This window comes from Melioribacteraceae bacterium, assembly GCA_030584085.1.
GTDB lineage: Bacteria > Bacteroidota > Ignavibacteria > Ignavibacteriales > Melioribacteraceae > SURF-28.
Map to the genome: position 1 here is coordinate 1,390,849 of CP129490.1, position 22,213 is coordinate 1,413,061.

Annotated in this window: 25 protein-coding genes; 10 read left to right on the plus strand and 15 right to left on the minus strand. The window is 34.8% G+C overall.

Annotated features, from left to right (window positions below; translation table 11 throughout):
- The first annotated feature begins 220 nt into the window (after positions 1–220).
- Entirely contained in the window at positions 221–1,351 is a 1,131-nt protein-coding gene (locus tag QY331_06260) for a T9SS type A sorting domain-containing protein (GenBank protein WKZ70851.1), read from the plus strand.
- Between the two features lie 73 nt (positions 1,352–1,424).
- Here QY331_06260 and QY331_06265 read toward each other — a convergent pair whose 3' ends face one another.
- From QY331_06265 to QY331_06325, 13 genes are all read right to left on the minus strand, one after another.
- The gene (locus QY331_06265; protein ID WKZ70852.1) at positions 1,425–2,273 is read right to left on the minus strand and encodes a UbiA family prenyltransferase; all 849 of its coding nucleotides are present in this window, start codon (positions 2,271–2,273) and stop codon (positions 1,425–1,427) included.
- Between the two features lie 35 nt (positions 2,274–2,308).
- Positions 2,309–2,932, minus strand: a complete 624-nt coding sequence (locus QY331_06270) for a hypothetical protein (GenBank protein WKZ70853.1) — start codon at positions 2,930–2,932, stop codon at positions 2,309–2,311.
- A gap of 21 nt (positions 2,933–2,953) precedes the next feature.
- Entirely contained in the window at positions 2,954–3,655 is a 702-nt protein-coding gene (locus QY331_06275) for a cytochrome c biogenesis protein CcdA (GenBank protein WKZ70854.1), read from the minus strand.
- A 106-nt stretch (positions 3,656–3,761) separates the two neighbouring features.
- Positions 3,762–4,127, minus strand: a complete 366-nt coding sequence (locus QY331_06280; protein ID WKZ70855.1) for a four helix bundle protein — start codon at positions 4,125–4,127, stop codon at positions 3,762–3,764.
- A 56-nt stretch (positions 4,128–4,183) separates the two neighbouring features.
- Positions 4,184–4,609 (minus strand): thioredoxin family protein, encoded by a 426-nt coding sequence (locus tag QY331_06285; protein WKZ70856.1) that lies wholly within the window; start codon positions 4,607–4,609, stop codon positions 4,184–4,186.
- Between the two features lie 4 nt (positions 4,610–4,613).
- On the minus strand, positions 4,614–4,853 hold the full coding sequence (locus QY331_06290) for a thioredoxin family protein (protein WKZ70857.1): 240 nt from the start codon (positions 4,851–4,853) through the stop codon (positions 4,614–4,616).
- 20 nt (positions 4,854–4,873) lie between these two features.
- Positions 4,874–5,428 carry a thioredoxin family protein gene (locus tag QY331_06295; protein WKZ70858.1) on the minus strand — a complete coding sequence of 185 codons (555 nt, stop codon included), beginning with the start codon at positions 5,426–5,428 and terminating at the stop codon, positions 4,874–4,876.
- Between the two features lie 38 nt (positions 5,429–5,466).
- Complete coding sequence (arsB, locus tag QY331_06300; GenBank protein WKZ70859.1) at positions 5,467–6,552, minus strand: ACR3 family arsenite efflux transporter; 1,086 nt, start codon at positions 6,550–6,552, stop codon at positions 5,467–5,469.
- Positions 6,553–6,624: 72 nt separating this feature from the next.
- Positions 6,625–6,867 (minus strand): thioredoxin family protein, encoded by a 243-nt coding sequence (locus QY331_06305; GenBank protein ID WKZ70860.1) that lies wholly within the window; start codon positions 6,865–6,867, stop codon positions 6,625–6,627.
- An 80-nt stretch (positions 6,868–6,947) separates the two neighbouring features.
- Positions 6,948–8,249, minus strand: coding sequence for a permease (locus tag QY331_06310; protein ID WKZ70861.1), 1,302 nt, complete (start codon positions 8,247–8,249; stop codon positions 6,948–6,950).
- A 58-nt stretch (positions 8,250–8,307) separates the two neighbouring features.
- On the minus strand, positions 8,308–8,655 hold the full coding sequence (locus tag QY331_06315; GenBank protein ID WKZ70862.1) for a metalloregulator ArsR/SmtB family transcription factor: 348 nt from the start codon (positions 8,653–8,655) through the stop codon (positions 8,308–8,310).
- Between the two features lie 163 nt (positions 8,656–8,818).
- The gene (locus QY331_06320) at positions 8,819–9,925 is read right to left on the minus strand and encodes a transglutaminase-like domain-containing protein (GenBank protein WKZ70863.1); all 1,107 of its coding nucleotides are present in this window, start codon (positions 9,923–9,925) and stop codon (positions 8,819–8,821) included.
- A gap of 319 nt (positions 9,926–10,244) precedes the next feature.
- Positions 10,245–10,796: a DUF4287 domain-containing protein gene (locus QY331_06325; protein ID WKZ70864.1), complete on the minus strand. Its 552-nt coding sequence runs from the start codon at positions 10,794–10,796 to the stop codon at positions 10,245–10,247.
- A gap of 328 nt (positions 10,797–11,124) precedes the next feature.
- Between QY331_06325 and QY331_06330 the strand changes: the two genes are divergently transcribed.
- Entirely contained in the window at positions 11,125–12,264 is a 1,140-nt protein-coding gene (locus QY331_06330; protein ID WKZ70865.1) for a hypothetical protein, read from the plus strand.
- A gap of 70 nt (positions 12,265–12,334) precedes the next feature.
- Here the strand turns inward: QY331_06330 and QY331_06335 are convergent, their stop codons facing one another.
- Both QY331_06335 and QY331_06340 read right to left on the minus strand, forming a co-directional pair.
- Positions 12,335–13,681: a thioredoxin-like domain-containing protein gene (locus tag QY331_06335; GenBank protein ID WKZ70866.1), complete on the minus strand. Its 1,347-nt coding sequence runs from the start codon at positions 13,679–13,681 to the stop codon at positions 12,335–12,337.
- A gap of 5 nt (positions 13,682–13,686) precedes the next feature.
- A complete protein-coding gene (locus QY331_06340; protein ID WKZ70867.1) occupies positions 13,687–16,311 on the minus strand; it encodes an FISUMP domain-containing protein in 2,625 nt (874 codons plus the stop codon).
- A 689-nt stretch (positions 16,312–17,000) separates the two neighbouring features.
- Here QY331_06340 and QY331_06345 point away from each other — a divergent pair.
- Genes QY331_06345 through QY331_06380 form a run of 8 tightly spaced genes read left to right on the plus strand, consistent with a single transcriptional unit; the run spans position 17,001 to position 22,211 of the window.
- Positions 17,001–19,766, plus strand: coding sequence for a type I restriction-modification enzyme R subunit C-terminal domain-containing protein (locus tag QY331_06345; protein ID WKZ70868.1), 2,766 nt, complete (start codon positions 17,001–17,003; stop codon positions 19,764–19,766).
- A gap of 28 nt (positions 19,767–19,794) precedes the next feature.
- The gene (locus tag QY331_06350) at positions 19,795–20,025 is read left to right on the plus strand and encodes a hypothetical protein (protein WKZ70869.1); all 231 of its coding nucleotides are present in this window, start codon (positions 19,795–19,797) and stop codon (positions 20,023–20,025) included.
- A complete protein-coding gene (locus QY331_06355) occupies positions 20,022–20,234 on the plus strand; it encodes a hypothetical protein (protein WKZ70870.1) in 213 nt (70 codons plus the stop codon). Before QY331_06350 ends, QY331_06355 begins: the two co-directional genes overlap by 4 nt.
- 1 nt (position 20,235) lies before the next feature.
- Positions 20,236–20,460, plus strand: coding sequence for a hypothetical protein (locus QY331_06360; GenBank protein ID WKZ70871.1), 225 nt, complete (start codon positions 20,236–20,238; stop codon positions 20,458–20,460).
- Between the two features lie 7 nt (positions 20,461–20,467).
- Positions 20,468–21,271, plus strand: a complete 804-nt coding sequence (locus QY331_06365; GenBank protein ID WKZ70872.1) for a DUF2240 family protein — start codon at positions 20,468–20,470, stop codon at positions 21,269–21,271.
- A gap of 15 nt (positions 21,272–21,286) precedes the next feature.
- Positions 21,287–21,514 carry a hypothetical protein gene (locus QY331_06370; GenBank protein ID WKZ70873.1) on the plus strand — a complete coding sequence of 76 codons (228 nt, stop codon included), beginning with the start codon at positions 21,287–21,289 and terminating at the stop codon, positions 21,512–21,514.
- Positions 21,495–21,698, plus strand: a complete 204-nt coding sequence (locus tag QY331_06375) for a hypothetical protein (protein ID WKZ70874.1) — start codon at positions 21,495–21,497, stop codon at positions 21,696–21,698. Before QY331_06370 ends, QY331_06375 begins: the two co-directional genes overlap by 20 nt.
- Before the next feature lie 9 nt (positions 21,699–21,707).
- Complete coding sequence (locus tag QY331_06380) at positions 21,708–22,211, plus strand: hypothetical protein (GenBank protein WKZ70875.1); 504 nt, start codon at positions 21,708–21,710, stop codon at positions 22,209–22,211.
- Positions 22,212–22,213: the final 2 nt, after the last annotated feature.

Below are 22,213 nucleotides of genomic sequence, written 5' to 3' on the forward strand. Positions count from 1 at the left end.
TCGGGGTACTCTCTATAATAAACATCAGCATCGAATAAAAATCTTATCACGAAGCGATGACTTTGACTTATCAAATTAGTGTCTGTTCAATTTTTCGGAATAAGGGCAATAGACATCCATATCAAATTTTCCTTTAAGTGTTGACCAAAAGCCATAATTATGCTATTTTTTTAAAAACGATGTCAAGTCTGATTTAATAAGAGATAACTGCGGAGAAGATATGTACAAGAAACTAACTCCTATTTTAATGTTATTTTTATTACTTATTACAAATCAAGCACAAACCACTATTTACTCCACTTTTGGACCGGAGAATTCCTGGGATGTTGACTCTGAAGGAGCAGATGCTTCTGGCTCTGTTCACATATCCTACTACTTTTCAGTTGAAGATCCGGGTTATACTAATATTACAATTGAAGCTGCTGTCTATTATTCATTGGACGGAAGTTGTAGCATAGAAGTATATAGCGACGATGGATCAAATCGTCCCACTGGATCTCCTTTGGCAAGTGGTACCATGACAGTAACAACATCAGATGAAATTCAATCGACTAATTTTTCTAGTCTAAATCTAACTCCGGGTACTTATCATATTGTCTTCTCCGATGGAGTTACTATTAGACTCAACGATCAAGGCTATACCGGTGGATCAATCTCAAATGATGGGAGTTTTTGGATTAATTCTCCAAGTGCACCACAAGCTGCTTTTCGTATAACGGCTGAATCGGCTTTACCTGTTGAGCTCATCTACTTTGAAGGAACAGCAACTGAAGACGGCGTTCTCCTTAAATGGGAAACTGCAACAGAAGTAAACAATTACGGCTTTGATGTAGAGCGCCGATCCTCGTCGCTTACGGAGTGGGAACAAGTTCGATTCGTACAAGGACACGGCACAACCAATTCTCCAAAACAATATTCATTTACCGATCCTCTTAATCTTGATCTTAATCTTACTCGCCTTGATTACCGACTCAAACAAATCGATAATGACGGCACATACGCATATTCAAAAACAATAACTGTTGATTTGACAACTATAACTTCTGTTGAGGATGAAGTGATTTATGAATTTGCGTTGGAACAGAATTATCCTAACCCCTTCAACCCAAGTACAACAATAAAATTTACAGTCCCAAATGTAGGGGACGAATATATTCGTCCCCTACACACAAAGTTAATTGTATACGATATCCTTGGAAGAGAAGTTGGAACTCTTGTTAATCAAAAACTTCAACCCGGTAATCATGAAGTACAATTTGATGGAAGCAATCTATCAACCGGAATGTATATTTATAGGATTAATATTGATAGAAAGTTTAACTCTGTGAAGAAGATGTTGATGGTTAAGTGACCTGCAGAAGCCCAACCCCGATCAATCGGGGTTGGGCTTCTAAAAATTGAGCTTGTAAAAACTATTGCAGAATTTATAAACCAATCACTCTAAATATTATAAAAACTATAAGTCCCGCGGTGGCACCCAAATAAATCCAACGAATATATTTTCTCCCTTCTTCATTTTTGGATTTCAACAATCTTATAGTAGAATAGCCAATCGCAAAATCCATTATCGCGATTGGTATAATGTACTCTAATGTAAACCAATTTAAAACGAAAGGTACAATTGTAAGAATAATCACAAATGAAAAAATCATCGAACTTATCGTTAACGCTGTCGTTCTACCGTATTTAATGGCAATGGAATTTGAATCAATTAGTAAGTCACCTTTTATATCCATTGCATCGGCTGCGATTTCTTCACCTAAATCAATCAACGCAGCTATAACTCCAAAAAATAATACGGCGATTTCATAAGGCAATCCGACAGAAAGCCCGCCGTAAATAAATGTCATCCCAACTGAAAAACTCACTAACAAATTCCCGAATATTCCATACTTCTTAAACTTACGATTGTAAAGTAATCCTATAGCTATTAAAATAATTGCAAAGATAAAGGTGGTAAGATTGATTAAATAACTTAGTGTAAGTCCAAGTAAGACTAGGAAGATCGAAAACAATAACGCTTCAGATTGAGTTACAAGGTTCGAAGGAATTGGTCGATCAGGTGAATTAATTCTGTCGGTTTCAACATCAAAGTAATCATTTGAAACGAGTATTGAAGCCGAAATAAAAAATACAGAGAAGAAACCGAGAAGAATTCCATAAAGAGTAGCAAATTCATTCAAAGCAAGCAATTGACCCATCACAACACAAACACCCGCGGAGAAGGGAAGTTCGAAACGAATTAAGCGGAACAAACCAAAGATTTTCTTCATCAAATCACTTTTACTGAAAAAAGTAATGAGCTAATCTAAATATTTATTTTACTGAAAGCATATAATAATTCAATACCAATTTGTTCAACACGCTCATAATATTTTTCTTCTTCAAGTTCTGTTCCGTCGTATTCTTTAGGATCATCGTAACGAATAGGAAATCTTGCTTCCGCACCAAAAACAACCGGACAATTTTCATCCGCATCCGAGCATGTCATTATTGCTGCAAAATCTTTCTGAGGATTGTATTCATCCGAATAAACTTTTGAAAAACATTCGACAGGTTTTTTGTCATTAGAATAATAAACCAGATAAACCGGGTTATCAGAATCATCTGGTTTCTCAATTTTGAATCCGGCTTTCTGCATCGCTTGAACTGCACGCGAATTAAATGCTGTTGCTTCCGTTCCACCCGAATAACATTTTACATTTGGTATATTATAATATGCCGCGGCAGTCTGTGCCCAAATTTGACTGATGTGGCTTCTGCGAGAATTGTGTGTGCAGATGAAAATAAGATTGAGTTCCTTCTTTTCTCTTAATTTACTTGAAATGTATTGCGCGAACTGATTTAATAGTTCTTTCCGTTCATTAGGTATTAATTCGAAAGAATCTTTCAGTTGTTTAATCTTTGCTTCAACTTTATTTATAACCGGCATAACATCCTTTCCAACTTTTAATTAAAATGTAGTATATACTAAATAAACTCCGCCAAGTATAACAAGCACACCACAAACTCTCTTAATCCATAAAATTGTTTTTGATTCTTCACTCCAGTTCAAATATTTCTGGACTTTACCGGCAAGTGTTCCGGCACCCACAATAACAGCACAATGTCCGATTCCAAATGATAACAAAAACATTACCGCTAAAAAGTAATCGGTTTGAGCAGTTTGAAACACAACACCAAGAACGGGTGCCATGTATGCAAATGTACAAGGACCGAGTGCAATCCCAAAAAGTAAACCTAATATTAAAGCTGCTAGTAAACCCTTTGCTTTGGTTCTTTTCAACCCAGCACTGTTCCAATCTATTTTAATTATATCGAGCAAATAAAGTCCGACCAAAAAGAAAATTGCAGCGACAAAGTAATTCCCGTAAACACCAACATCACCCATTAATCTTCCGAGTGATGCGGTTATAACACCAATCAATGCAATCGTAATTAATATGCCTATTGAAAAAATTAATGAAATATTAAATGTTCTTCCGACGGAAATTTTTCCTTGTGTGCTGATAAACCCAACTACAAGCGGTATGCTTGATAAATGACAAGGGGAGAGGAGTATTGATAAAATCCCCCAAACGAAAGATGCGAGAAGCGCAATCCAAACCGCACCGTTCATAGCTTCATACAGAGTAGTAAATAAACCTTCGAACATAAATCTCCTAAAAGTGGAAAGTGAAGAGGGACAAGCGACGAGGGGAAAACTTGTGAATAGAAATTATTCTATGAGTTGTCATCACTCGTCCGCTTCACTCGTCCCTTTATCTTTTCTTCCTGTTTTCCAAAGTTGTAATTGTTGATGTTGTCATTGCGATTATTTCATCAATTATTGAAATCCTATTTGAAATTATTTCTTCGGTCAATAAAAATTTTGATCTTTGATACCATCCCTTAGTTTCCCGAGCTGAACCCCTTGAAATTCTCAAGAAGTGAGGATATTCTTTCCCAAAACCTCTGCCATAACCTTCTTCAATATTTGCCGAGATAGAACCGCAAGATCTAATAATTTGTTTAGCAATTTCTTTACCGCGAAAATCTTTTTTCAAAATTTCCGTATCATTCCAACACAGTTCATAAATCTCAAGAGCCATTTGATAGAACTTAAGATTCTCTAATCCATCCTTCATTTGCAACCTCAGATAAATTATTAAATTCGAAATTCATCATGTGTCCCTTTCATTTTTCACTCTTTACTCGCCCCTCGTCCCTTTTCACTCGCCCCTTTCTCTACCAATCCTTTTCCCTGCAACACTTTATCAATTTCCGCTTCGGGATAAAACCCTTCGTGCCTATGAAACTCTTTGCCGTTCTCATCTAAGAATACTTGTGTGGGTATAAGTTTGATCCCATACTTCTGTGCATAATGTTTTTCTTCAGGTTTCCATACATCGTGAAAAACAACCTTAACTTGGTCGCCGTATTTTTCTTCGATCGCTTTCATAACTGGTTGCATTTGTTTACAAGGAATGCAATTTACAGAACCTAGTTCAACAAAAGTTACTTTTGCTTTGCTCTCCTTTAAAATTTCATCAACAACTTTTTCGCTCTGCGCTTTACATCCGGTATTCAAAAACAAAAACATAATTAATAACGTTAAGGTAATCTTCATTTTCCTATTCTCCGTTTATCCATTTAATGATTTGTTCGTCTTTAGGTATTATTCCTGCACTAACAACTTTTTCATTAACAACCAATCCGGGTGTCATCATTATCCCATAACTAATCATCTCATTTAAGTCGGTTACTTTTTTAACATTTGCATCAATTCCGTTTTGTGTGACAAGTTCTCTCACTTTTGCTTCGAGTGTTTGACATTTTTTGCATCCGGTGCCAAGGATTTTTATCGATATCATTTTATTACCTTTATTAAATTTTATTCATCCCAGAAATACATTTTAGCTTCGACCGAGTTGGGATATTTATTTTGAATTTCTTTAAAGATTTTTCGAAATGCCGGGTTATCCTTTGTTCTTATGTATTCAGCAATACCTTTCTGAACCAATACTTTCGGCATTAAAGCTGAATCTTTAAAAGAATCAATTTCTTTACCGGCAACTTCAATAACTTCATCATATTTTCCTTTGGGAATCATCGATTCCGAGAAACCGATTCGCAACATCAATCTGAATTCGTTCGGCGGTAGAAAACCGTTAAAATTATAATACGATTTTCCGTTGTGATCTAAAAAGTAAAATGAGGGAGTCCAATAACCGGAAAGTTCTCTTCTTATTTCACGATCTTTTTTCAGGTCAAGTTTTAGAAGCACAAACCATTCGTTCATTTCTTCTTGCACTTTCTCATTCGGATATGTTTCTTCGTAAAGTTTTTTACATCCACCGCAACTATCCATTTCAAATTGAAGCAGAATAGGTTTACGAGTTTTTAGTGATTCTTCTTTTGCCTCTTCTAAGCTTGTTAACCAATTCATTTAAATACCTTTTAATTTTATTTAGATATCATTTCTATTTACGGACAAACATTCGGTGCTTCTACATTACCTTTCTCAACTTCTTGACTGAAATATTTTTTCTGAAACCAAAGTGCAACGTTCACAAGAGCAATCAATACCGGCACTTCTACCAAGGGACCAATTACTGCTGCAAATGCTTCGCCGCTGTTTATCCCAAATACTGCAATTGCAACAGCAATTGCTAATTCAAAATTGTTGCTTGCCGCAGTGAATGAAAGTGTAGCAGTTTTTGAATAATCCGCTCCCACCTTCTTACCCATATAAAATGATACGAGAAACATAATCACAAAATAGAGTAACAACGGAATTGCAATTCTTACAACATCTAGTGGAATCTTTACAATGTATTCTCCCTTAAGTGAAAACATCACAAGAATTGTAAAAAGTAATGCAATTAATGTTATGGGACTAATACGAGGAATAAATTTCTTTTCATACCATTCATTGGATTTATATTTTAATGCAAAAAATCTTGTCAACATACCGGCTATGAACGGAATGCCAAGATAAATGAAAACACTTTCGGCTATCTGTCCGATAGTTATATCAACGGCAAAAGTTTGAAGACCAAGCCATTCCGGTAGAATTGTTAAAAACACATAAGCATAAACAGAAAAGAAGAGTACTTGAAATATTGAGTTGAAGGCTACAAGTCCGGCTGCATACTCCGTATCACCCTTAGCAAGCTGATTCCAAACAATAACCATTGCAATGCACCGAGCTAAACCAATTAAAATTAAGCCAGCCATATATTCTGGGTAATCTTGAAGAAATAAAACAGCAAGTACGAACATCAACACCGGTCCGATAATCCAATTTTGGACGAGGGATAATCCAAGAATTTTAACGTTTCTAAAAACATCCGGCAGTTCTTCATATTTAACTTTTGCAAGGGGAGGGTACATCATTAAAATTAATCCGATTGCAATAGGAATGTTTGTAGTACCTACACTGAATGAATCCCAAAATGTTGCGACTGATGGGAATAAATGCCCCGAGAATACACCGATTAACATTGCGAGGAAAATCCACAACGTTAAATATCTATCTAAAAACGAGAGTCTTTTTGTTAGGCTGCTCATCTGTTTCCTTTATTTTTTATTTATTCTTAATTTCATTGCCAGACATGCGAAAGTGACACATTATATTTTTTTTCATACTATTTCTTTCAACCAATGCTCAAGAGTTGATTTAGTTGGTATTTTACCTTGACTCAATACTTTATCATTAACAATTAATCCGGGAGTAATAAAAATTCCTAAATCAGCAAAATCATTTACATCTGTTACTTTTATAATGTTTGCATCGAGTCCACTTTCAGATACAACTTCTTTGCAAAGTGTTTCTAACTTTAGGCAATTAGCACAACCGCTTCCTACTACTTTGATTTCTAACATTTTATTTCTCCATCAAAAATTTTATCAGATAATTTCTCTGTGGTACTCTGTGCTTTCTCCGTGGTTCTCTGTGTAGTGTATTAAAATAAACTCCCGTAAATCATTCCAACAATTGTTGACATAACTACCACAAGTGATACAAACACCGCTGTTTTTTGCGTACCTATAACACTTCTAATAACAATCATATTCGGTAACGATAATGCCGGTCCAGCTAATAGTAGAGCAAGAGCCGGACCTTTACCCATTCCGCTGTTAATCAATCCTTGCAAAATCGGTATCTCCGTTAATGTGGCGAAATACATAAACGCCCCAACTATTGATGCAAAGAAATTTGAGAATAATGAATTTCCGCCGACTAAATTTGCGATCCATTCATTCGGAATAATTCCGTTGCCGTTTTCAGGCGAACCGAGCAAGAATCCTGCAACCAAAACTCCAGCTCCAAGAAGCGGCATAATTTGTTTTGTAAATCCCCAAGTTTCGCCCAGCCATTCGTTTGGTTCTCCTTTGCTGAATGTAAGAATTAATGTTAAGATCACAACAGCAACTGTGAATGGAATTAAAGGCTGACTGCTCCAAATAATTGCTGTTATCAAAACGACAACAGAACCAATAACTACATATAATTTGTTGAGTTTTAGAATGAATGCAAGTGAAAGAGAGAAGAGAATTCCGAATATTCCAACAAAGATCCATTTATAATCGAACATGAAATACCAGAAACCCTCGGTTGTATCCGGTTTCCCCCAGTTAGCTAAAACTAAAATTGCAACAAGCACAAAAAAATGAAATGCTGTTTGCCAAATCGGTCTGATCTCTTCCGGTTCCGGTAAAGCTAATTGTGCTGCTGCTCGTTCTTTTTCTTCTTTGCGATATATGAAACTCATTATAAGTCCTATCACAATGCTAAAGGTAACTGCACCAATAACTCTCGCAATTCCAAGTTCGAGTCCGAGAATTCTGGCAGTTAAAATTATCGCAAGTATATTAATTGCCGGTCCTGAATATAAAAATGCAATAGCCGGTCCTAAGCCTGCTCCTCTTTTATGAATTCCGGAGAAGAGGGGAAGTACGGTGCAAGAACACACGGCCAAAATTGTACCCGACACAGAGGCAACCAAATAAGCGACCCACTTCTTTGTTTTCCCGCCGAGAAATTTTATCACCGCATTTTGACTAACAAATACTGCAATTACACCTGCAATGAAAAACGCCGGGATCAAACAGAGTAAAACGTGCTCTTGAGCGTACCATTTAGCCAGATCAAAAGCAGCTATTATTGCAGCGGAAAATGATTCGTCTTCTATCGGCATAAAGTATGCAAATAAGAAAAATCCGAGTATCCATAAAAACGATTTGTATTGTTCTTTCCAGTTCATAATAAAAAGACCTTACATCTATATTTCGCCAAATGACGAATTATTAATCAAAAAAATTTTAATTTCCACATACTTCGTATCTATCTACTGTTTTTACCATTTCCAGATCTTTAATAATAGTTTTGCTATCTGAGATCCAAAAGTCCAAAGAAGATAAAATCGCAGAAACACGCTGATCCGATGGAGTAGGATTAATTTGAAAGTTTACCCATTTACCATCTTTTTGTTCAATAATAAATCCACTGTCTCTAAGAATACTTAAATGCTTGGATACGGTTGATGTAGCTAAATTTAACACACTTTTTATTTCGCAGACACAGAGATGTTTTGTCTGAAGCATCTTAAGAATTCTCAATCGATTGGGGTCAGATAGAACTTTAAATATTTTTGATTTTTCTCTTAACATTGATGAAACTCATTTCGTTATATAACGAAACATATGATTTTGGTAAATGAGAATCAAATTATGGATAGTTAATTTATGTTAGAAGTGTAGTTGATAAAAAAACCGCTAACACATAATTGTTCTCTTATGAATTAGCGGTATAAAATGTTATAGAATAGCTGATTTAGTTTGGTGAATCATAAATATCCAATAGTGAGTTTGTGTATAATGCATATTCTATTGGGTGTTTAATTTGAAATACTTTTGGTTCTGTACCTCCGACCGGTACTAAAATTATTCTACTTTTATCATTGATTAGTAATCGCTCAAAACCGATTCCTTCTCTATTATCGAATCCAACATTAAAAAAATATAAATAGGGGTAAACCCAAGTAACATAATTCCTTTTTGATACTTCGGATAAACTTTTAATCTCAAGTTTATTATAATTATTTGCAATTGCCTTTTGAAATTCGACTCCGTTTAAGGGTATGCCATTTAAAACCGGCATCACATTCCATTGACCGTCGATAAATACCCATTTTTGTAAATCGTTTAAGAAAACTTCCGTAACCACATGACCGGCGCCGTATTGTCTGGTCTCTACATCTTCTGTCATTAATGATAATACTCGTGCTTTTAATCCGATTGCATTCAGACAAGCCGATGCGACAATACCGTACTCAACACATCTAAAATTTTTGCCTTCTTTTGCTTCTTCCAAAATAGAAATTGCATCATTCTTTGAAGGTTCGTTATTACCATCGTGCTTCCATCTATTATGAACCCAGTTTAAAATTTTAAGAACTCGTTCCGTATCGCTATCATCTTCTTGAACAACCTGATCAAGTTGATATTGATTACGCAATTTCGTTAGGTATTGATTGTCATTATTTTCTTCATATAAGAATTTGACTTCATCATTTCTCGTATCGGCACTATATTTGGCTTCTTCATAATTTGGTAAAATACCGCATATTATCGTAAATGCTTTTGCAGTGTCGAGCATTACATAGAAAGAATGATTGTCACCGGGTCTAACATCAAAACTTATGCTGTCCAAATCAGTATAGAAAACAAATTTTTCTACATCGTTAAAACATGTGACAAACATTGTGTCGAATTCTACATGTGGTGAAATTCTCCAAGCGCCTTTTACCAAATCTTCTGAAATCTTATAATCAACCATTTCCGAAGTCGCTTGAATTACCGGATAATCTGTCATTTTTGGTTGTGTAAAAGAAAAACTAAAGTTCAATAGCAAAATAAAACTAAGCAGCAGATGCTTCATCATTCCTCCTTATTTAACGAAAGATATAATTAATAAGTTAGACTCGCCTCAATGGTAAAAGTTGTAAGCAAATAATTCATAATTGTTTCTATTGATGATGAAGTTTGTGAATGATCGGATCGTGTATAATTACATTTTATAATTGGCAGAATTCAATCAGACATGAAAAGTCAGTTGAGTAGGTTTGGGATTTAGTTTTGTTTACCAATTGATCGGACTCTCTTACTGCACGGCGATACTCTCACTCCGCAATTAATATTTTCTTTTTATCTCGAATTCGGTAGAGTATTTTTATAAAAAAATTTTGCCTAACAATAGTCTAGCCTGCATTATCATAAGCTTTTTTCATCCATGCAATAATTTCTTTATCAATCTCTGATATATCAGCAATATTTATCTTATGTGAACACATTGAATTTGGCTTTTCGGTGACAAGCTTACCTTTTGCTTCTTCTCCTTTTAGATTAATACCAATTTCAAATCGTGTTTTAGTTGCCGGATTTAATATTGCAAATTGTTTTTTTCTTCTAAGACTTACGTAAGCATTTTTTGGCGCTATTTCAACGTCTTTTCCGAATTTTTGAATTTCGGAAATCAATTTATCATAAATGGGTTTGAGGTGTTCCTTGCCTTGGTATTGCTTCGTGATCAAGTCGCTTGTATTTTCGGCAGAACCGGCATCTGATCCACGTGTTTTGTGTGCAACAAGATTTGCAAACCCGTGGGTAAGTCCGTGTTTTTCTTTCAGAAACTTTAACATATCGCCGTGCTTGACGAAGTTTTCCTTCTTAACAATTTCAACCCACTGTTCTAAAGTCTTGCCGGTATTCTTATGCAGATTTTCTATCATTGTTAATGTAGCTTTATCCATGGAGTTCACCTTTTTTTATGTTTGAATTATGAATGATAGTTCTCTTTCTTCTGTAATTAAAGTCAGTAAAGTAGGTAAAACCTAATTACAAACACACACTGCCAACCAAATATAAAAAAAGGGAAGCCAAAATATGACTTCCCTTTAAGAGCGGAGAGGGAGGGATTCCGAAAATTTAAAGCATTTCTTTTGATTTCCCTTCATTTTGTAATAATTCAATAACTTTTTGTCTTTCTTTTGTCATAACCTATCAAAAATATTATCTCCACTAAATAATCATTTATCACTATCTTCTGTAAAAGTGGTAACTATTAATGAGGAGGTAATAATGAAACGGATTAAACTTAACCGAGAAAAGCTATATGAGCAAGTATGGTCCAAACCAATGATTAAACTTGCCAAGAAGTATGGTATCTCTGATGTTGGATTAGGTAAAATTTGCAAGAAGATGAATATTCCAAAACCTTATCCCGGTTATTGGGCTAAGATCGAGTTTGGGAAAAGTGTTGAAAAGTTAAAACTACCTAAGCCGGATGAAAATACTATTACTGAGTATGAGATTACTGTAAGTGAAGAGGAACACATACCTATCCCGGATACTCTTGAAAAAGAAATAGCATCTAACAAACTAAATTCAATAAGAGTAAAGAAGAGTCTTCATAATCCTCATCCTTTAGTCAAAGATGCTCAAACAAAATTGGCTGATAAGAGTACAAATTATCAAGGTATATTCTCGACAGAATATAACGATATTATTGATATACGTGTAACGAAGAACACTTTAAATCGTGCACTCAGAATTATGGATACAATTTTAAAAGAAGCTGAGGATCAAGGATGGACTATCAAGGATCCGGGTTATGATAAGACCGGATTTATAATTAATGGAAGTGAGGTTGATTTCCTTCTCAGAGAAAAACAAAAAACGGAGAGGGTAAAATCAAACTCAGATTGGAGAGGCTATGAGAAAAATTACATACCAACCGGAGTTTTAAGTTTAGAGATTAAGTCTTGGTCTGAAGGTACAGGAGTGAAACTGAATTTTAAGGATAAAAATAATATTCAACTTCTAGAGCAGATCAATGATTTTTTTGCCAGTCTAACCAAACTTGCTTTTATCAGAAGACAGCGACAAATCCAGCATGAAAATAGAGAAAAGATAAAGCAACTAAAAATAGAAATTCTTCAAAGGAAGATAAATCGAATCACCAATGAAGAGAAGAAAATTAATGATTTTCAGAATATGGTTTTAGAATGGAATAAATGTCAAAATCTTAGAAATTTTATCAAAGCGGTTGAAAATAAATATGCTGATAGGAAAGATGCGAGATTCCAAAACATGTCAATTAATGAGTGGGTAAAATGGGCAAATAGAATTGCTGATTGGAAGGATCCTCTAAAAGAAGGTATTCATCTTAATATTGAAGAGAAAGGCAAATTCATCCGAAGACTGAATCTTATTTACTAATATAAGTGCAGATTCTAAAATTTTATATCAATTACTCTTTATCATCTTATGTTCATAGAGCTGTCAAAACTTAGAGTAAGTCTGACAGCTCTTTAAGTGTAATTGGTTTACCGAGTATAATTCTTTGTTGATCCAATAAAAACATAGTCGGTGTAGCATAAATAAAATAATCTTGTGCCGCTTTACTTTCCCAGCCGTTAAGATCGGAAAGATCAATCCACTCAAAGGAATTATCTCTGAGATAATTTATCCAATCATCTCTGTTCTCATCTAAGGAAATTGCAACTACTTCAAAGTCCTTTCTTTGTTTATAGACTTTATGTATCTCCGGCAGCATATCTTGGCAATGAGGGCACCAGGTTGCGTAGAAAAGGAGCAGCACCTTTTCCTTCTCAATCTTACTGAGGTCAATCATATTCCCGGAAGTATCTTGTAGAATAATATTCGGTGCAGTAGCTCCAACCTTTAACAGATTGCTTTGGTTGATTCTATTCTCAATTGAGTTTTCAGTCAGCTCATCTAAGCAGAGATCATCTTTGACAACATAATTCTCCACAATGTAGTCGACAACGTTGTCGAATCCGAACTGCTTAAAACCGTCAACTAAATAGTCCGCTATATGTTCATATACTAGAATGTTAACGCTTGCTCTAGTTAATAATGTATCAACCGCATTTTGAAATTCTTTCTCCAATAACCCTTTTGGTAATTGCGGATTTTGGTAGTACATAAGATATTCGATGGACTTATTCGTAAAGCAATCAGAATAAATGAGTTCGGCATCACCAAAATCAACTTTATCCAATGTGTGTGATTTTAGAAAAGAGATCTGTTCCTCAATCGGTAAAGTAAAATTTACAATCGGAAGCTGTGAAGATCGAACATATCTTGAAATTAAAGAAGAGGAATCCATACTTACAACACTATCAATAAATGCTATGTATTCTTTTTGAATTTGACTTGCCTTGTTTAATGTAGTTTGGTAGTATTCATCATTTTTAGGATAGCGGGCAAGGATAAGCCGCAGAAGTTCTATCTTGATTTTGTAATCTCTATTTAAGTTAACAAAGTCATAATATATTTCATTGCTTTCTGATTTTACAACTTCGATAGTTTCATCAATACTCTCTGCATCCGCTTTCAGCACAACATCATTACCAGTATAAAGAAAGGTTATAGGACTCTTGCCATAGATCTTAATTTGATAAAACCCCATGGAGAGATTTTTACTATTATAAATAAATCTACCAATTTTATCGGAAAACAATGAATCAACAAAAGTAACTTTTTCACCTTGTAGCAATAATAAGATTGCTGTGTTTTCCTTTGTATTCTCTATTGTAATATTTATTTCCTCGCCCCAGCTTACAATAGACAATCTACAAAAGATGAGAATTATGATGCTGTATTTTAGCATATATTTCAATCCTTGACGCACCTTACACTAAACCCAGTATTTTTATCATTGTTATCCAAGAAAATGTCACCTTGATTGAACAGTAGGTAAAGGTCGCTTGCATTATCGTTTCCATTAGAAGTGGAACTCCAGAAGTTAGTCGAGTTTGTGAAATACATGAATACTCCATCAATATGACTCCTGATTCCAGTTAACAAGGCAGAGAAGCCAGTTTCGTTTTGTATCCCAGAAAAATTATAAGTCAGATTTTGACTTTCGTCGACGAGGACCTCACCATGATTGTTTAAATAATCTTTGAGTGTTAGAAATTCGGTTAAGGTTGGAATGTGCCATCCAATAGGACATATACCTCTTGCTTGCTCTTGTGCTGTATACTGCATCGCTTCCTTCCATTCATAAAGACCTCCGTATGTTGCACAATTAATTTCATCATTATCATAACAGTATTTTTCTATTAACCCATTATCGGTTTGTAACTGCCCACCCCCATTACTATATATTGCCGTTCCAATATCAAGGTTTTCTTTCAACCAACATTGTTCTCCTATTAACACAGTATTATAAGTTTTGCCCGCATAAATTACAGTTGGTATGCCGGGACATGGTTCGCCCATACCATCTCCACTTGCAGTTGTAAAATCCCATACATCTCCCGGAGTTGCATTTCCATGATTGTCTTCAGATATTATTTTCCAATAGTAAATTGTATTTTCACTTAATATGCCAGGATTATAATTTTTAGTTAAGTGATTGCTTTCTATAAGTGGAGGATTTGGAGTAGTCCCAAAATAAATTCTATACGTTAATGGATCACCTTCTGGATCCGAACAATCCCAGTATAAGTTTGAATTAATAGATTGGTTAATAGCTCCATCAGCCGGAGTTGGATTTGAAGGAGAAGACGGCGGCTGATTGGGATCGCTTAAATATACTTTTGATAATTCCCATTCTTTCTCAAAAATGTCTTCACGATATGTAAGTCCCGATCCGAATACATCAATTTCAAATCCTCCATCAATCCCAACCGAACCATATATTCCTAAATACTTTCCAGAATTATCATCTGCAACTTTAAAACTACCACCAGCACTTAGTTCTAAAAATGCTCCAATAATTCCATTTAAATATAATCCTGCTCTAGGGATGGCTAATTTGCCTCTGATTTCAGCATATGTCGTTAGATTACTTGACTTTTCGAAAGTCTCCTCTACATTTGAATATCCTTGGAATGCTGAGTTTTCATATATAAGACCGGTTTCAATAAATGTGTTTACATCGACCCTATTTTCTGACTGTATACTGCCAACTTCTATATTTGCAGATAAAGTAATTTTAACCACCGGTATGATATTGATAAACGGAATTCCAGTTGGTATTCCAGGATAAAATTTTAATGTAGCCCAAGGTGGCGAATAACTGCCACCAATATTCACTGCTTGATGTGTCAGTATTTCAACATAAGAATTTGCTTCTATTAAAATACCTACTTCCGCTCGTTTTACTCCTCTATCAAATTCAATATCAAAAATAAAATCTGGCGACTGAAAAGTTGTTCCAGAGTTAACCTCAACATCCCCGATTGCTCCAAAGCTCACTCCACTAAAAGAACATTTAATTTCCCCCATTGCTTTATTCAAAGTAATCGCTTCGCCTGATCCAATCGTTATTAATGCATTTGAAACATCAAAACTACCTTCAAAGTTAATAGATCCAGTTTCTATTACTTCATCAAGTTTAGCATTTTCTGTTGAAACAATAATTTTATCATCAACCCATTCAATTGCTGTTACCTTTTTCAAATATCCATCGTCAACTCCAAGCACAAGTATTTTACCAACATCCAAATCTTCAAGTTGATCTGCATCAGAACTAAATGTAAAGGTTGTACTATCGTGCTCAATCAATTTGTTCGCCGTAGAAGAGTCCGCAAGAAAGGTTTCTTCCGTCAATTCCATCGCTATATTCACCGTTAAAGTACCAAGGTTTAGATTGCTACCAGTATATGGAGGCAGATTTACAAAAGTTGTTTTCACTACATTTGCACCTGTCACAACCAGACTATCAATATTGACAAGACTACTTTTATTAATTTTGGGTATGAGAGAACTGGAACTCGGACCTACTTTTGATAAATGTTGACTTCCGTATACCAGTGAAAGCTTTCGCATAACTGTATACTTGTCATCAATGGTCATTCTTGCCAAGTAAATTCCATTAGACAGACCATTAAGCTTCAAGTCAATTTGATTTGTCCCTGCACTTAAGATTTCTGCAGGTTTATCAAGAACCACTTGTCCAATTATATTATAAACGTCAACTTTTACTTTACTCGTTTGGGGAAGAGTTACAATGATTCTGGTTTCCGGATTGAAGGGGTTGGGAAAATTGTTTGATACACCGTAACCCTTTGGTAATTGTTCATCCTCGTCAACAGAAGTTAATCCTGAAAAAGTGAATGAACCATCCAAGGAAGAACTGGTAGAATATTCATTTGGGTACATGTAGAGTTTCAATTCTGCATTTGGTATACCTGCAGTATATTGATTTATCAGTCTTCCGGTAATGGTTTGTGATGTGACATTTAAATATGATGTAAATATTACCATGGTAATGATTATACATTTTTTCATATCCATCTCCATTGACTTTATTTTAGTAACGGTAGAAACAAATCTATACTTCTTTTTACGTAAGATACTTACCCATGCAATTGATATACGGAATGCTCAAATATCAAAACCAAAATTCTATTTAGTAATGCAATTGTTTTCTGACATTCTACCGATACTCTTTACCACATTTGGGACAAGATTATTTTTCTGGAGTGATGAATAGAAATTCATAATAAGAATTACTCTGGCCGAAATTGAGAATAATTTTTCTAGAGGACGCACATATATTGTAATTGGTTTGAGTTCAAATTTTGAGATAGTTGAGATAATCGAACAGATAGGGAGGATTATAAAATGTTCAGTCATAAATACGACTAGAATAATTTAATATTGAGATAAATATAGAGTAGTGATACTTCTTAAGCAATAAAAAACTTGATTATGTTTAGTACTTATTTTTATTTTCTTGCTATCTAGATATTAATCATTGCTAGCTGGGAATCAATTTTAATCTCCCATCTTACCTAGGGCTTAGAATACCTCACTCGCACCACAACTCATTTTTTAACTAGTATTGTAGCATCTTAAATTTATTTGTCTAAATTTTGTCCAAGGTGCGGCTGATTCATTTTTTTATTGCTGGATAATGCTGATTATTAAGTTTTTTTTCCTTACTTTAATATCTAAATTTTGATTCTCGGATATTAATGACGCCGGAACAAAGAGCACGTCAAAATATTGATAACCAACTTAAATCTGCTGGCTGGGCTGTTCAATCGCTTAAAGATTTTAATCCTTCATCAAACTTTGGAATTGCTGTAACCGAATATCCAACTCAATCCGGTAATGCGGATTATCTTCTCTTCGTTGATCGAAAACCAATTGGAGTTATTGAAGCTAAAGCAGAAGGTAAAACACTTAGTCAAGTCCACGATCAAACCGAAAGATATGCGACCGATACATTAAAGTATATCGGCAAAAAAGAAGATCTTCCTTTTCAATATGAATCAACCGGAACGGAAACTTACTTTACAGATGCTCGTGACCCATCACCAAGGCAGAGAGAAATATTTCACTTCCATAAACCGGAAACTCTCTATGAAATGTTTACTCAAGGTACTTCGCTGCGATCAAGATTAAAAACATTTCCGCAATTAAATTATGATGGTTTACGTCAATGCCAGATTAGGGCTATTAATAATTTAGAAAATTCATTTGCAGAAAATCACCCACGCGCGTTAGTGCAGATGGCAACCGGTGCAGGTAAAACTTTTACGGCAATTACTTCAGTATACAGATTACTAAAATTTGCAAGGGCTAAGAGAATTTTATTCCTTGTCGATACAAGAAATCTAGGCAAACAGGCAGAACAAGAATTCCAGGCATATAAACCAAACGACGATAAAAGATTATTTACCGAACTTTATAATGTGCAGCGACTGCAATCAAATTTTATTGATCCATCCGCGCAAGTATGTATAAGCACAATTCAAAGAATGTATTCAATTCTCAAAGGCAAAGAGCTCGATGAAAGTTTAGAAGATGATTCGCCTTATGAATCCAAACTGATAAAGAATAAAATTGATGAGGTCGTCTATAACGAAACAGTTCCCATAGAGACATTTGACTTCATTGTCATCGATGAATGCCACCGCTCAATTTATAATTTGTGGAAGCAGGTTCTTGACTACTTCGATGCATTTATGATAGGGCTTACAGCGACACCGGATAAAAGAACATTCGCTTTCTTTAATGAAAATGTTGTAAGCGAATATACACTCAAGGACTCCATATCAGATAAAGTAAACGTTGGTTATGATGTCTATACCATTGAGACAGAAATTACTCAGAAAGGTGCTGAGATAAAGGCTAAAGAATATGTTGATTTGCGCAATAAGCAAACCCGCAAAAAAGAATGGCGGCAGCTTGAAGATGAAATAAAATATGAAGGCACTCAGTTAGATAGGGATATAGTTAATCCAAGTCAGATCAGAAATATTATCCGCGAGTTCAAACGAATTCAGAAAGATGTATTCTTCCCGGAACGCGATGAAGACAAGGAAGTACCTAAGACGCTTATCTTCGCTAAAACCGACAGTCACGCAGAAGATATTGTTCATATTGTTAGAGAAGAATTCGGCGAAGGAAATGACTTCTGCAAAAAGATAACATACAGGGTACAAGGAGAAGATCCTGAATCCGTACTTCAACAGTTTAGAACTGCTTATAATCCACGTATAGCCGTTACTGTTGATATGATTGCAACCGGTACGGATGTTAAGCCGATTGAAGTTCTCATTTTTATGCGCGATGTCCGTTCAAGAAATTATTTCCAGCAGATGATAGGTCGTGGTGTTCGATCTCTTTCAAGAGATGATCTAAGAAAAGTTACCAACAGTGCAAGGGTAAATAAAGAACGGTTCTATATAATAGATGCAGTCGGTGTTTTCAAATCTGTTAAAGTTGATTATCCTGTTGTTGATAAAAAACCTACTGTCCCTCTCAAAGATTTAATGAAAATGGTTATGCTGCAGCCGGATGAAGAAACGGTTACTTCACTTTCATCTAGATTAACAAGATTAGCAAAACAAATATCCGATAGTGACAATGAAAAGTTCAAAGAACTAAGCGGCGGTAAATCAATCGAAGATGTAGCAAATGAATTAGCCGACCTTTACGATCCCGATTTTCAATACGATGTTGCTGTTGAGAAATTTAATTTACCTGATGATGCAGAACCAACCGAAGAACAAATTCAATCAGCCATTCAGCCAATCATTCAATCTTCCGTTAAACCATTTGATAACCCAAAGCTTAGAGACTTTGTAGAAACAGTCCGGCAGAAGATTTACCAAGTAATAGATACGGTTAATATTGATAAAGTCACTTTCTCCGGTTTCGATGCGCAGGCAAAAGAAAATGCTGAGGCAGTCATCGGATCTTTCAGAAAGTTTATTGAGGAGAACAAAGATGAAATTATTGCTCTTAAGATTTTATACAGTCAGCCCGAGCGAAGAAAAGAACTCAATTACAAAATGATCAGAGAATTGAGAGATGTTCTTAACAACGCACCTTATCATTTGTCAACCGAACAGATTTGGAATGCATACGAAAGAGTTTATCCGGCAAAAGTAAAAGGAACAACCGCACAGAGAATGTTAACCGATATCATTTCCTTGATCCGTTTTGAACTAAAGATTGATGATATGCTTATACCTTACGGTGATATAATTAACCGCAACTACCGCGATTGGATGTTTAAGAAAAATGCCGGTCCGGTACAGTTTACAAATGAGCAGGTTGAATGGCTGCGTATGATAAAAGAACATCTTGTTACTTCCGTTAGAATAGATAAAAAAGACTTTGACTTCTCGCCGTTTGTTGACAAAGGCGGACTCGGAAAATTCTGGAAGGTATTCGGTAACGAAACCGAAAATATTCTTGAAGAAATAAATGAGGAATTGGCAGCATAATTATATTAACTAATAATAAGGAGTTAATATGGATAATAACCAAAAAACGTTGGAAGAAATTAGTAGGAAAATGAATTCAATAATATCTTTGCTCATCTTAAAGTATGAGGAAGATAAGCTCTCAACAGAAGTTGAGAAGGTTGCTAAATTGAGTGAATGCGGATTAACTAATGATGAGGTGGCGCAAATTTTAGGTAAGACATCTCGTCAAGTATCTAAACTCCTATATAAATCCAAAAAAAGGAGAAATAAAAAATGAATGAAGAAATATTATCTGAAATAAAAAAAATGAATAAATTATTGGCAATAGATTTAACTCGTGAATTAAAAACGGATGAAAAATTCGAGCTATTGAGTAATGCAGGATTTCAACCAAAAGAAATTGCTGATATTTGTAATACAACACCAAACACAGTGAGTGTTGCATTAAGTAGAGCTAAATCAAAAAGAAAGAAAAAGGGGAAGTAAAATGGAAATCGAATCAAGTCAATTAAATGAAATTAAGATGTATCTTAAGGCACTATTAATTCTCAAGATGAACGACAATTTCTCAACAGATAAAAAGGAGCTTAATAAAGGTGCGGTAGCTAGATTTTTGCATTCCATTGGTTTTCAACCATCAGAAATAGCGCCTTTATTGGGGAAAAAGAAAGCTACTGAAATATCACCTTATTTATACGCAAAAAAAAAGTAAGTGAGTCATGATTGATAAAAATTTATTAGATGCAATACAAAAAAAACGAAACACATCTGTTCAAGCGACTTATAATGCAATAAATGGCATTAGAAAAGAATTTGACAGCTGGATTTCAAAAGAGGAAGCTGCTTTTATATTAGCTTCGAGAAATGGAATTGACGTCCATAAATATTTAAAAGATGATCATGAATTGCAAAAGAAGATTTTTGAGCTTGCTAGAGATAGGAGCTCTACGAAACCTTCAGGCAAAAAGGAAACCTCAACCAAGAGGAAAACGACAGTACAAAAGATACTGAAGATAAAGGAAACGACTGTGAGCGATCCACTTCTACCAAATCGAATTTTGAATGATGCTAAAGCCATGAGTGAAATTTATCCGTTGATTTATGTGTTTGAAAATTCTATAAGAAATTTTCTTCGATTAGTTTTTGACAAAGAATATCCGGATGGGTGGTGGAGTGAAAACCGAATTACTAACACTCCATTTAGAAATGCAAATTCGAGGAAGACAAAAGAGGGTGAAAATTTATGGCATGGCAAAAGAGGGCAAAGTAGCATGTTAGATTATGTTGATCTGGATGAGCTTGAAGCCATAATATATAGAAATACTCAAGTATTAACACCGTATTTTAAAAACCTTCCGCACCAATTAGATTGGCTCAGAATCAAAATAAAGGAAATCTATCCTTCACGAAATATTTTAGCTCACAATAATCCTTTATCAAAGAATGACATTGATAGAATAAAAGTTATTTGCAGGGACTGGAACAGTCAGTTACCAGTGTTAAAAGAAAAATTAAATAAATAGAGGGTGGAGAAAATAATGTCAAAAAAGATAGAATCAGCTTTGCCAAGTCTGGCGCTCGTCTTTGGATATATTGCAATAAAAGAATTACAAGACGATAGTGATCGGATTGAAATACTTACTCGGTTAGGTTATGGCGATACTGAAATTTCAAAAATTTGCGGGCTAACTCCAAACATGGTCAGGGTAAAAAGATTTAGAAAGAAAAAAAATAAAGGAGGTAAAAGTGGCAAAAAGTCAAATTAATCCTGAAAGACAAGCAGTATTAATGCTAGGGTATTTGTGCATATCAACAGAAATTGAATCAAGTATATCTAGAAAAGTTGAGATCCTTGATAGATTTGGTCTAGAAGATAAAGAGATAGCAATAATTTGTAATTGTGGCTTACAAACTGTAAGAAATGCAAGACATACGAAAAAGAAAAAATAATTATGTGAAATGAAAAAAAGAAGAAGGCGGATAGTAAACATACCGAAAGAATATATTGAGGCGATAGACATTGCAGAACCAGTTTTTTCGCATTTTTTCCAATTCGAAAATGGGTTAAGAATTGCTTTAAATGATTTCATGGTTGTCTGTTATGGCAATGATTGGTGGGAAAAATCATTAAAGATTAGAAAACGAGATATTTATGATTATGTAGCGAAAGTTAAACAGAAACAAACGTACATGCCTTGGATAGGTGATTCTGCGAGAGTTCCAATACTCCCAATTCATTCAATAACTCTTGGCCAACTTGCTGAAATCGTAAAAGAATATAAATCAGACTGTATTCCACAACTTTTCCCTAATTGGGAATTCTTTAGTGGCCACTTAGAAATAATAAAGCGTGTTAGAAACTTATATGCACATATGTATCCCTGTATAACTAAGAAAGACATTAGGGTTGCGAAAAGAGATATATTAACATTGTGTGATCATCTCAACTCAAAACTAAATTAAAA

Coding starts and splice junctions, on each gene's coding strand:
- QY331_06290 (WKZ70857.1), bottom strand. CDS start 4,853: ATGATATCGATAAAAATCCTTGGCACCGGATGCAAAAAATGTCAAACA.
- QY331_06315 (WKZ70862.1), bottom strand. CDS start 8,655: ATGTTAAGAGAAAAATCAAAAATATTTAAAGTTCTATCTGACCCCAAT.
- QY331_06340 (WKZ70867.1), bottom strand. CDS start 16,311: ATGAAAAAATGTATAATCATTACCATGGTAATATTTACATCATATTTA.
- QY331_06330 (WKZ70865.1), top strand. CDS start 11,125: ATGAAACGGATTAAACTTAACCGAGAAAAGCTATATGAGCAAGTATGG.
- QY331_06320 (WKZ70863.1), bottom strand. CDS start 9,925: ATGAAGCATCTGCTGCTTAGTTTTATTTTGCTATTGAACTTTAGTTTT.
- QY331_06370 (WKZ70873.1), top strand. CDS start 21,287: ATGTCAAAAAAGATAGAATCAGCTTTGCCAAGTCTGGCGCTCGTCTTT.
- QY331_06350 (WKZ70869.1), top strand. CDS start 19,795: ATGGATAATAACCAAAAAACGTTGGAAGAAATTAGTAGGAAAATGAAT.
- arsB (WKZ70859.1), bottom strand. CDS start 6,552: ATGAGCAGCCTAACAAAAAGACTCTCGTTTTTAGATAGATATTTAACG.
- QY331_06365 (WKZ70872.1), top strand. CDS start 20,468: ATGATTGATAAAAATTTATTAGATGCAATACAAAAAAAACGAAACACA.
- QY331_06360 (WKZ70871.1), top strand. CDS start 20,236: ATGGAAATCGAATCAAGTCAATTAAATGAAATTAAGATGTATCTTAAG.
- QY331_06345 (WKZ70868.1), top strand. CDS start 17,001: ATGACGCCGGAACAAAGAGCACGTCAAAATATTGATAACCAACTTAAA.
- QY331_06310 (WKZ70861.1), bottom strand. CDS start 8,249: ATGAACTGGAAAGAACAATACAAATCGTTTTTATGGATACTCGGATTT.
- QY331_06270 (WKZ70853.1), bottom strand. CDS start 2,932: ATGCCGGTTATAAATAAAGTTGAAGCAAAGATTAAACAACTGAAAGAT.
- QY331_06380 (WKZ70875.1), top strand. CDS start 21,708: ATGAAAAAAAGAAGAAGGCGGATAGTAAACATACCGAAAGAATATATT.
- QY331_06285 (WKZ70856.1), bottom strand. CDS start 4,609: ATGAAGATTACCTTAACGTTATTAATTATGTTTTTGTTTTTGAATACC.
- QY331_06260 (WKZ70851.1), top strand. CDS start 221: ATGTACAAGAAACTAACTCCTATTTTAATGTTATTTTTATTACTTATT.
- QY331_06295 (WKZ70858.1), bottom strand. CDS start 5,428: ATGAATTGGTTAACAAGCTTAGAAGAGGCAAAAGAAGAATCACTAAAA.
- QY331_06355 (WKZ70870.1), top strand. CDS start 20,022: ATGAATGAAGAAATATTATCTGAAATAAAAAAAATGAATAAATTATTG.
- QY331_06280 (WKZ70855.1), bottom strand. CDS start 4,127: ATGAAGGATGGATTAGAGAATCTTAAGTTCTATCAAATGGCTCTTGAG.
- QY331_06265 (WKZ70852.1), bottom strand. CDS start 2,273: ATGAAGAAAATCTTTGGTTTGTTCCGCTTAATTCGTTTCGAACTTCCC.
- QY331_06275 (WKZ70854.1), bottom strand. CDS start 3,655: ATGTTCGAAGGTTTATTTACTACTCTGTATGAAGCTATGAACGGTGCG.
- QY331_06305 (WKZ70860.1), bottom strand. CDS start 6,867: ATGTTAGAAATCAAAGTAGTAGGAAGCGGTTGTGCTAATTGCCTAAAG.
- QY331_06325 (WKZ70864.1), bottom strand. CDS start 10,796: ATGGATAAAGCTACATTAACAATGATAGAAAATCTGCATAAGAATACC.
- QY331_06335 (WKZ70866.1), bottom strand. CDS start 13,681: ATGCTAAAATACAGCATCATAATTCTCATCTTTTGTAGATTGTCTATT.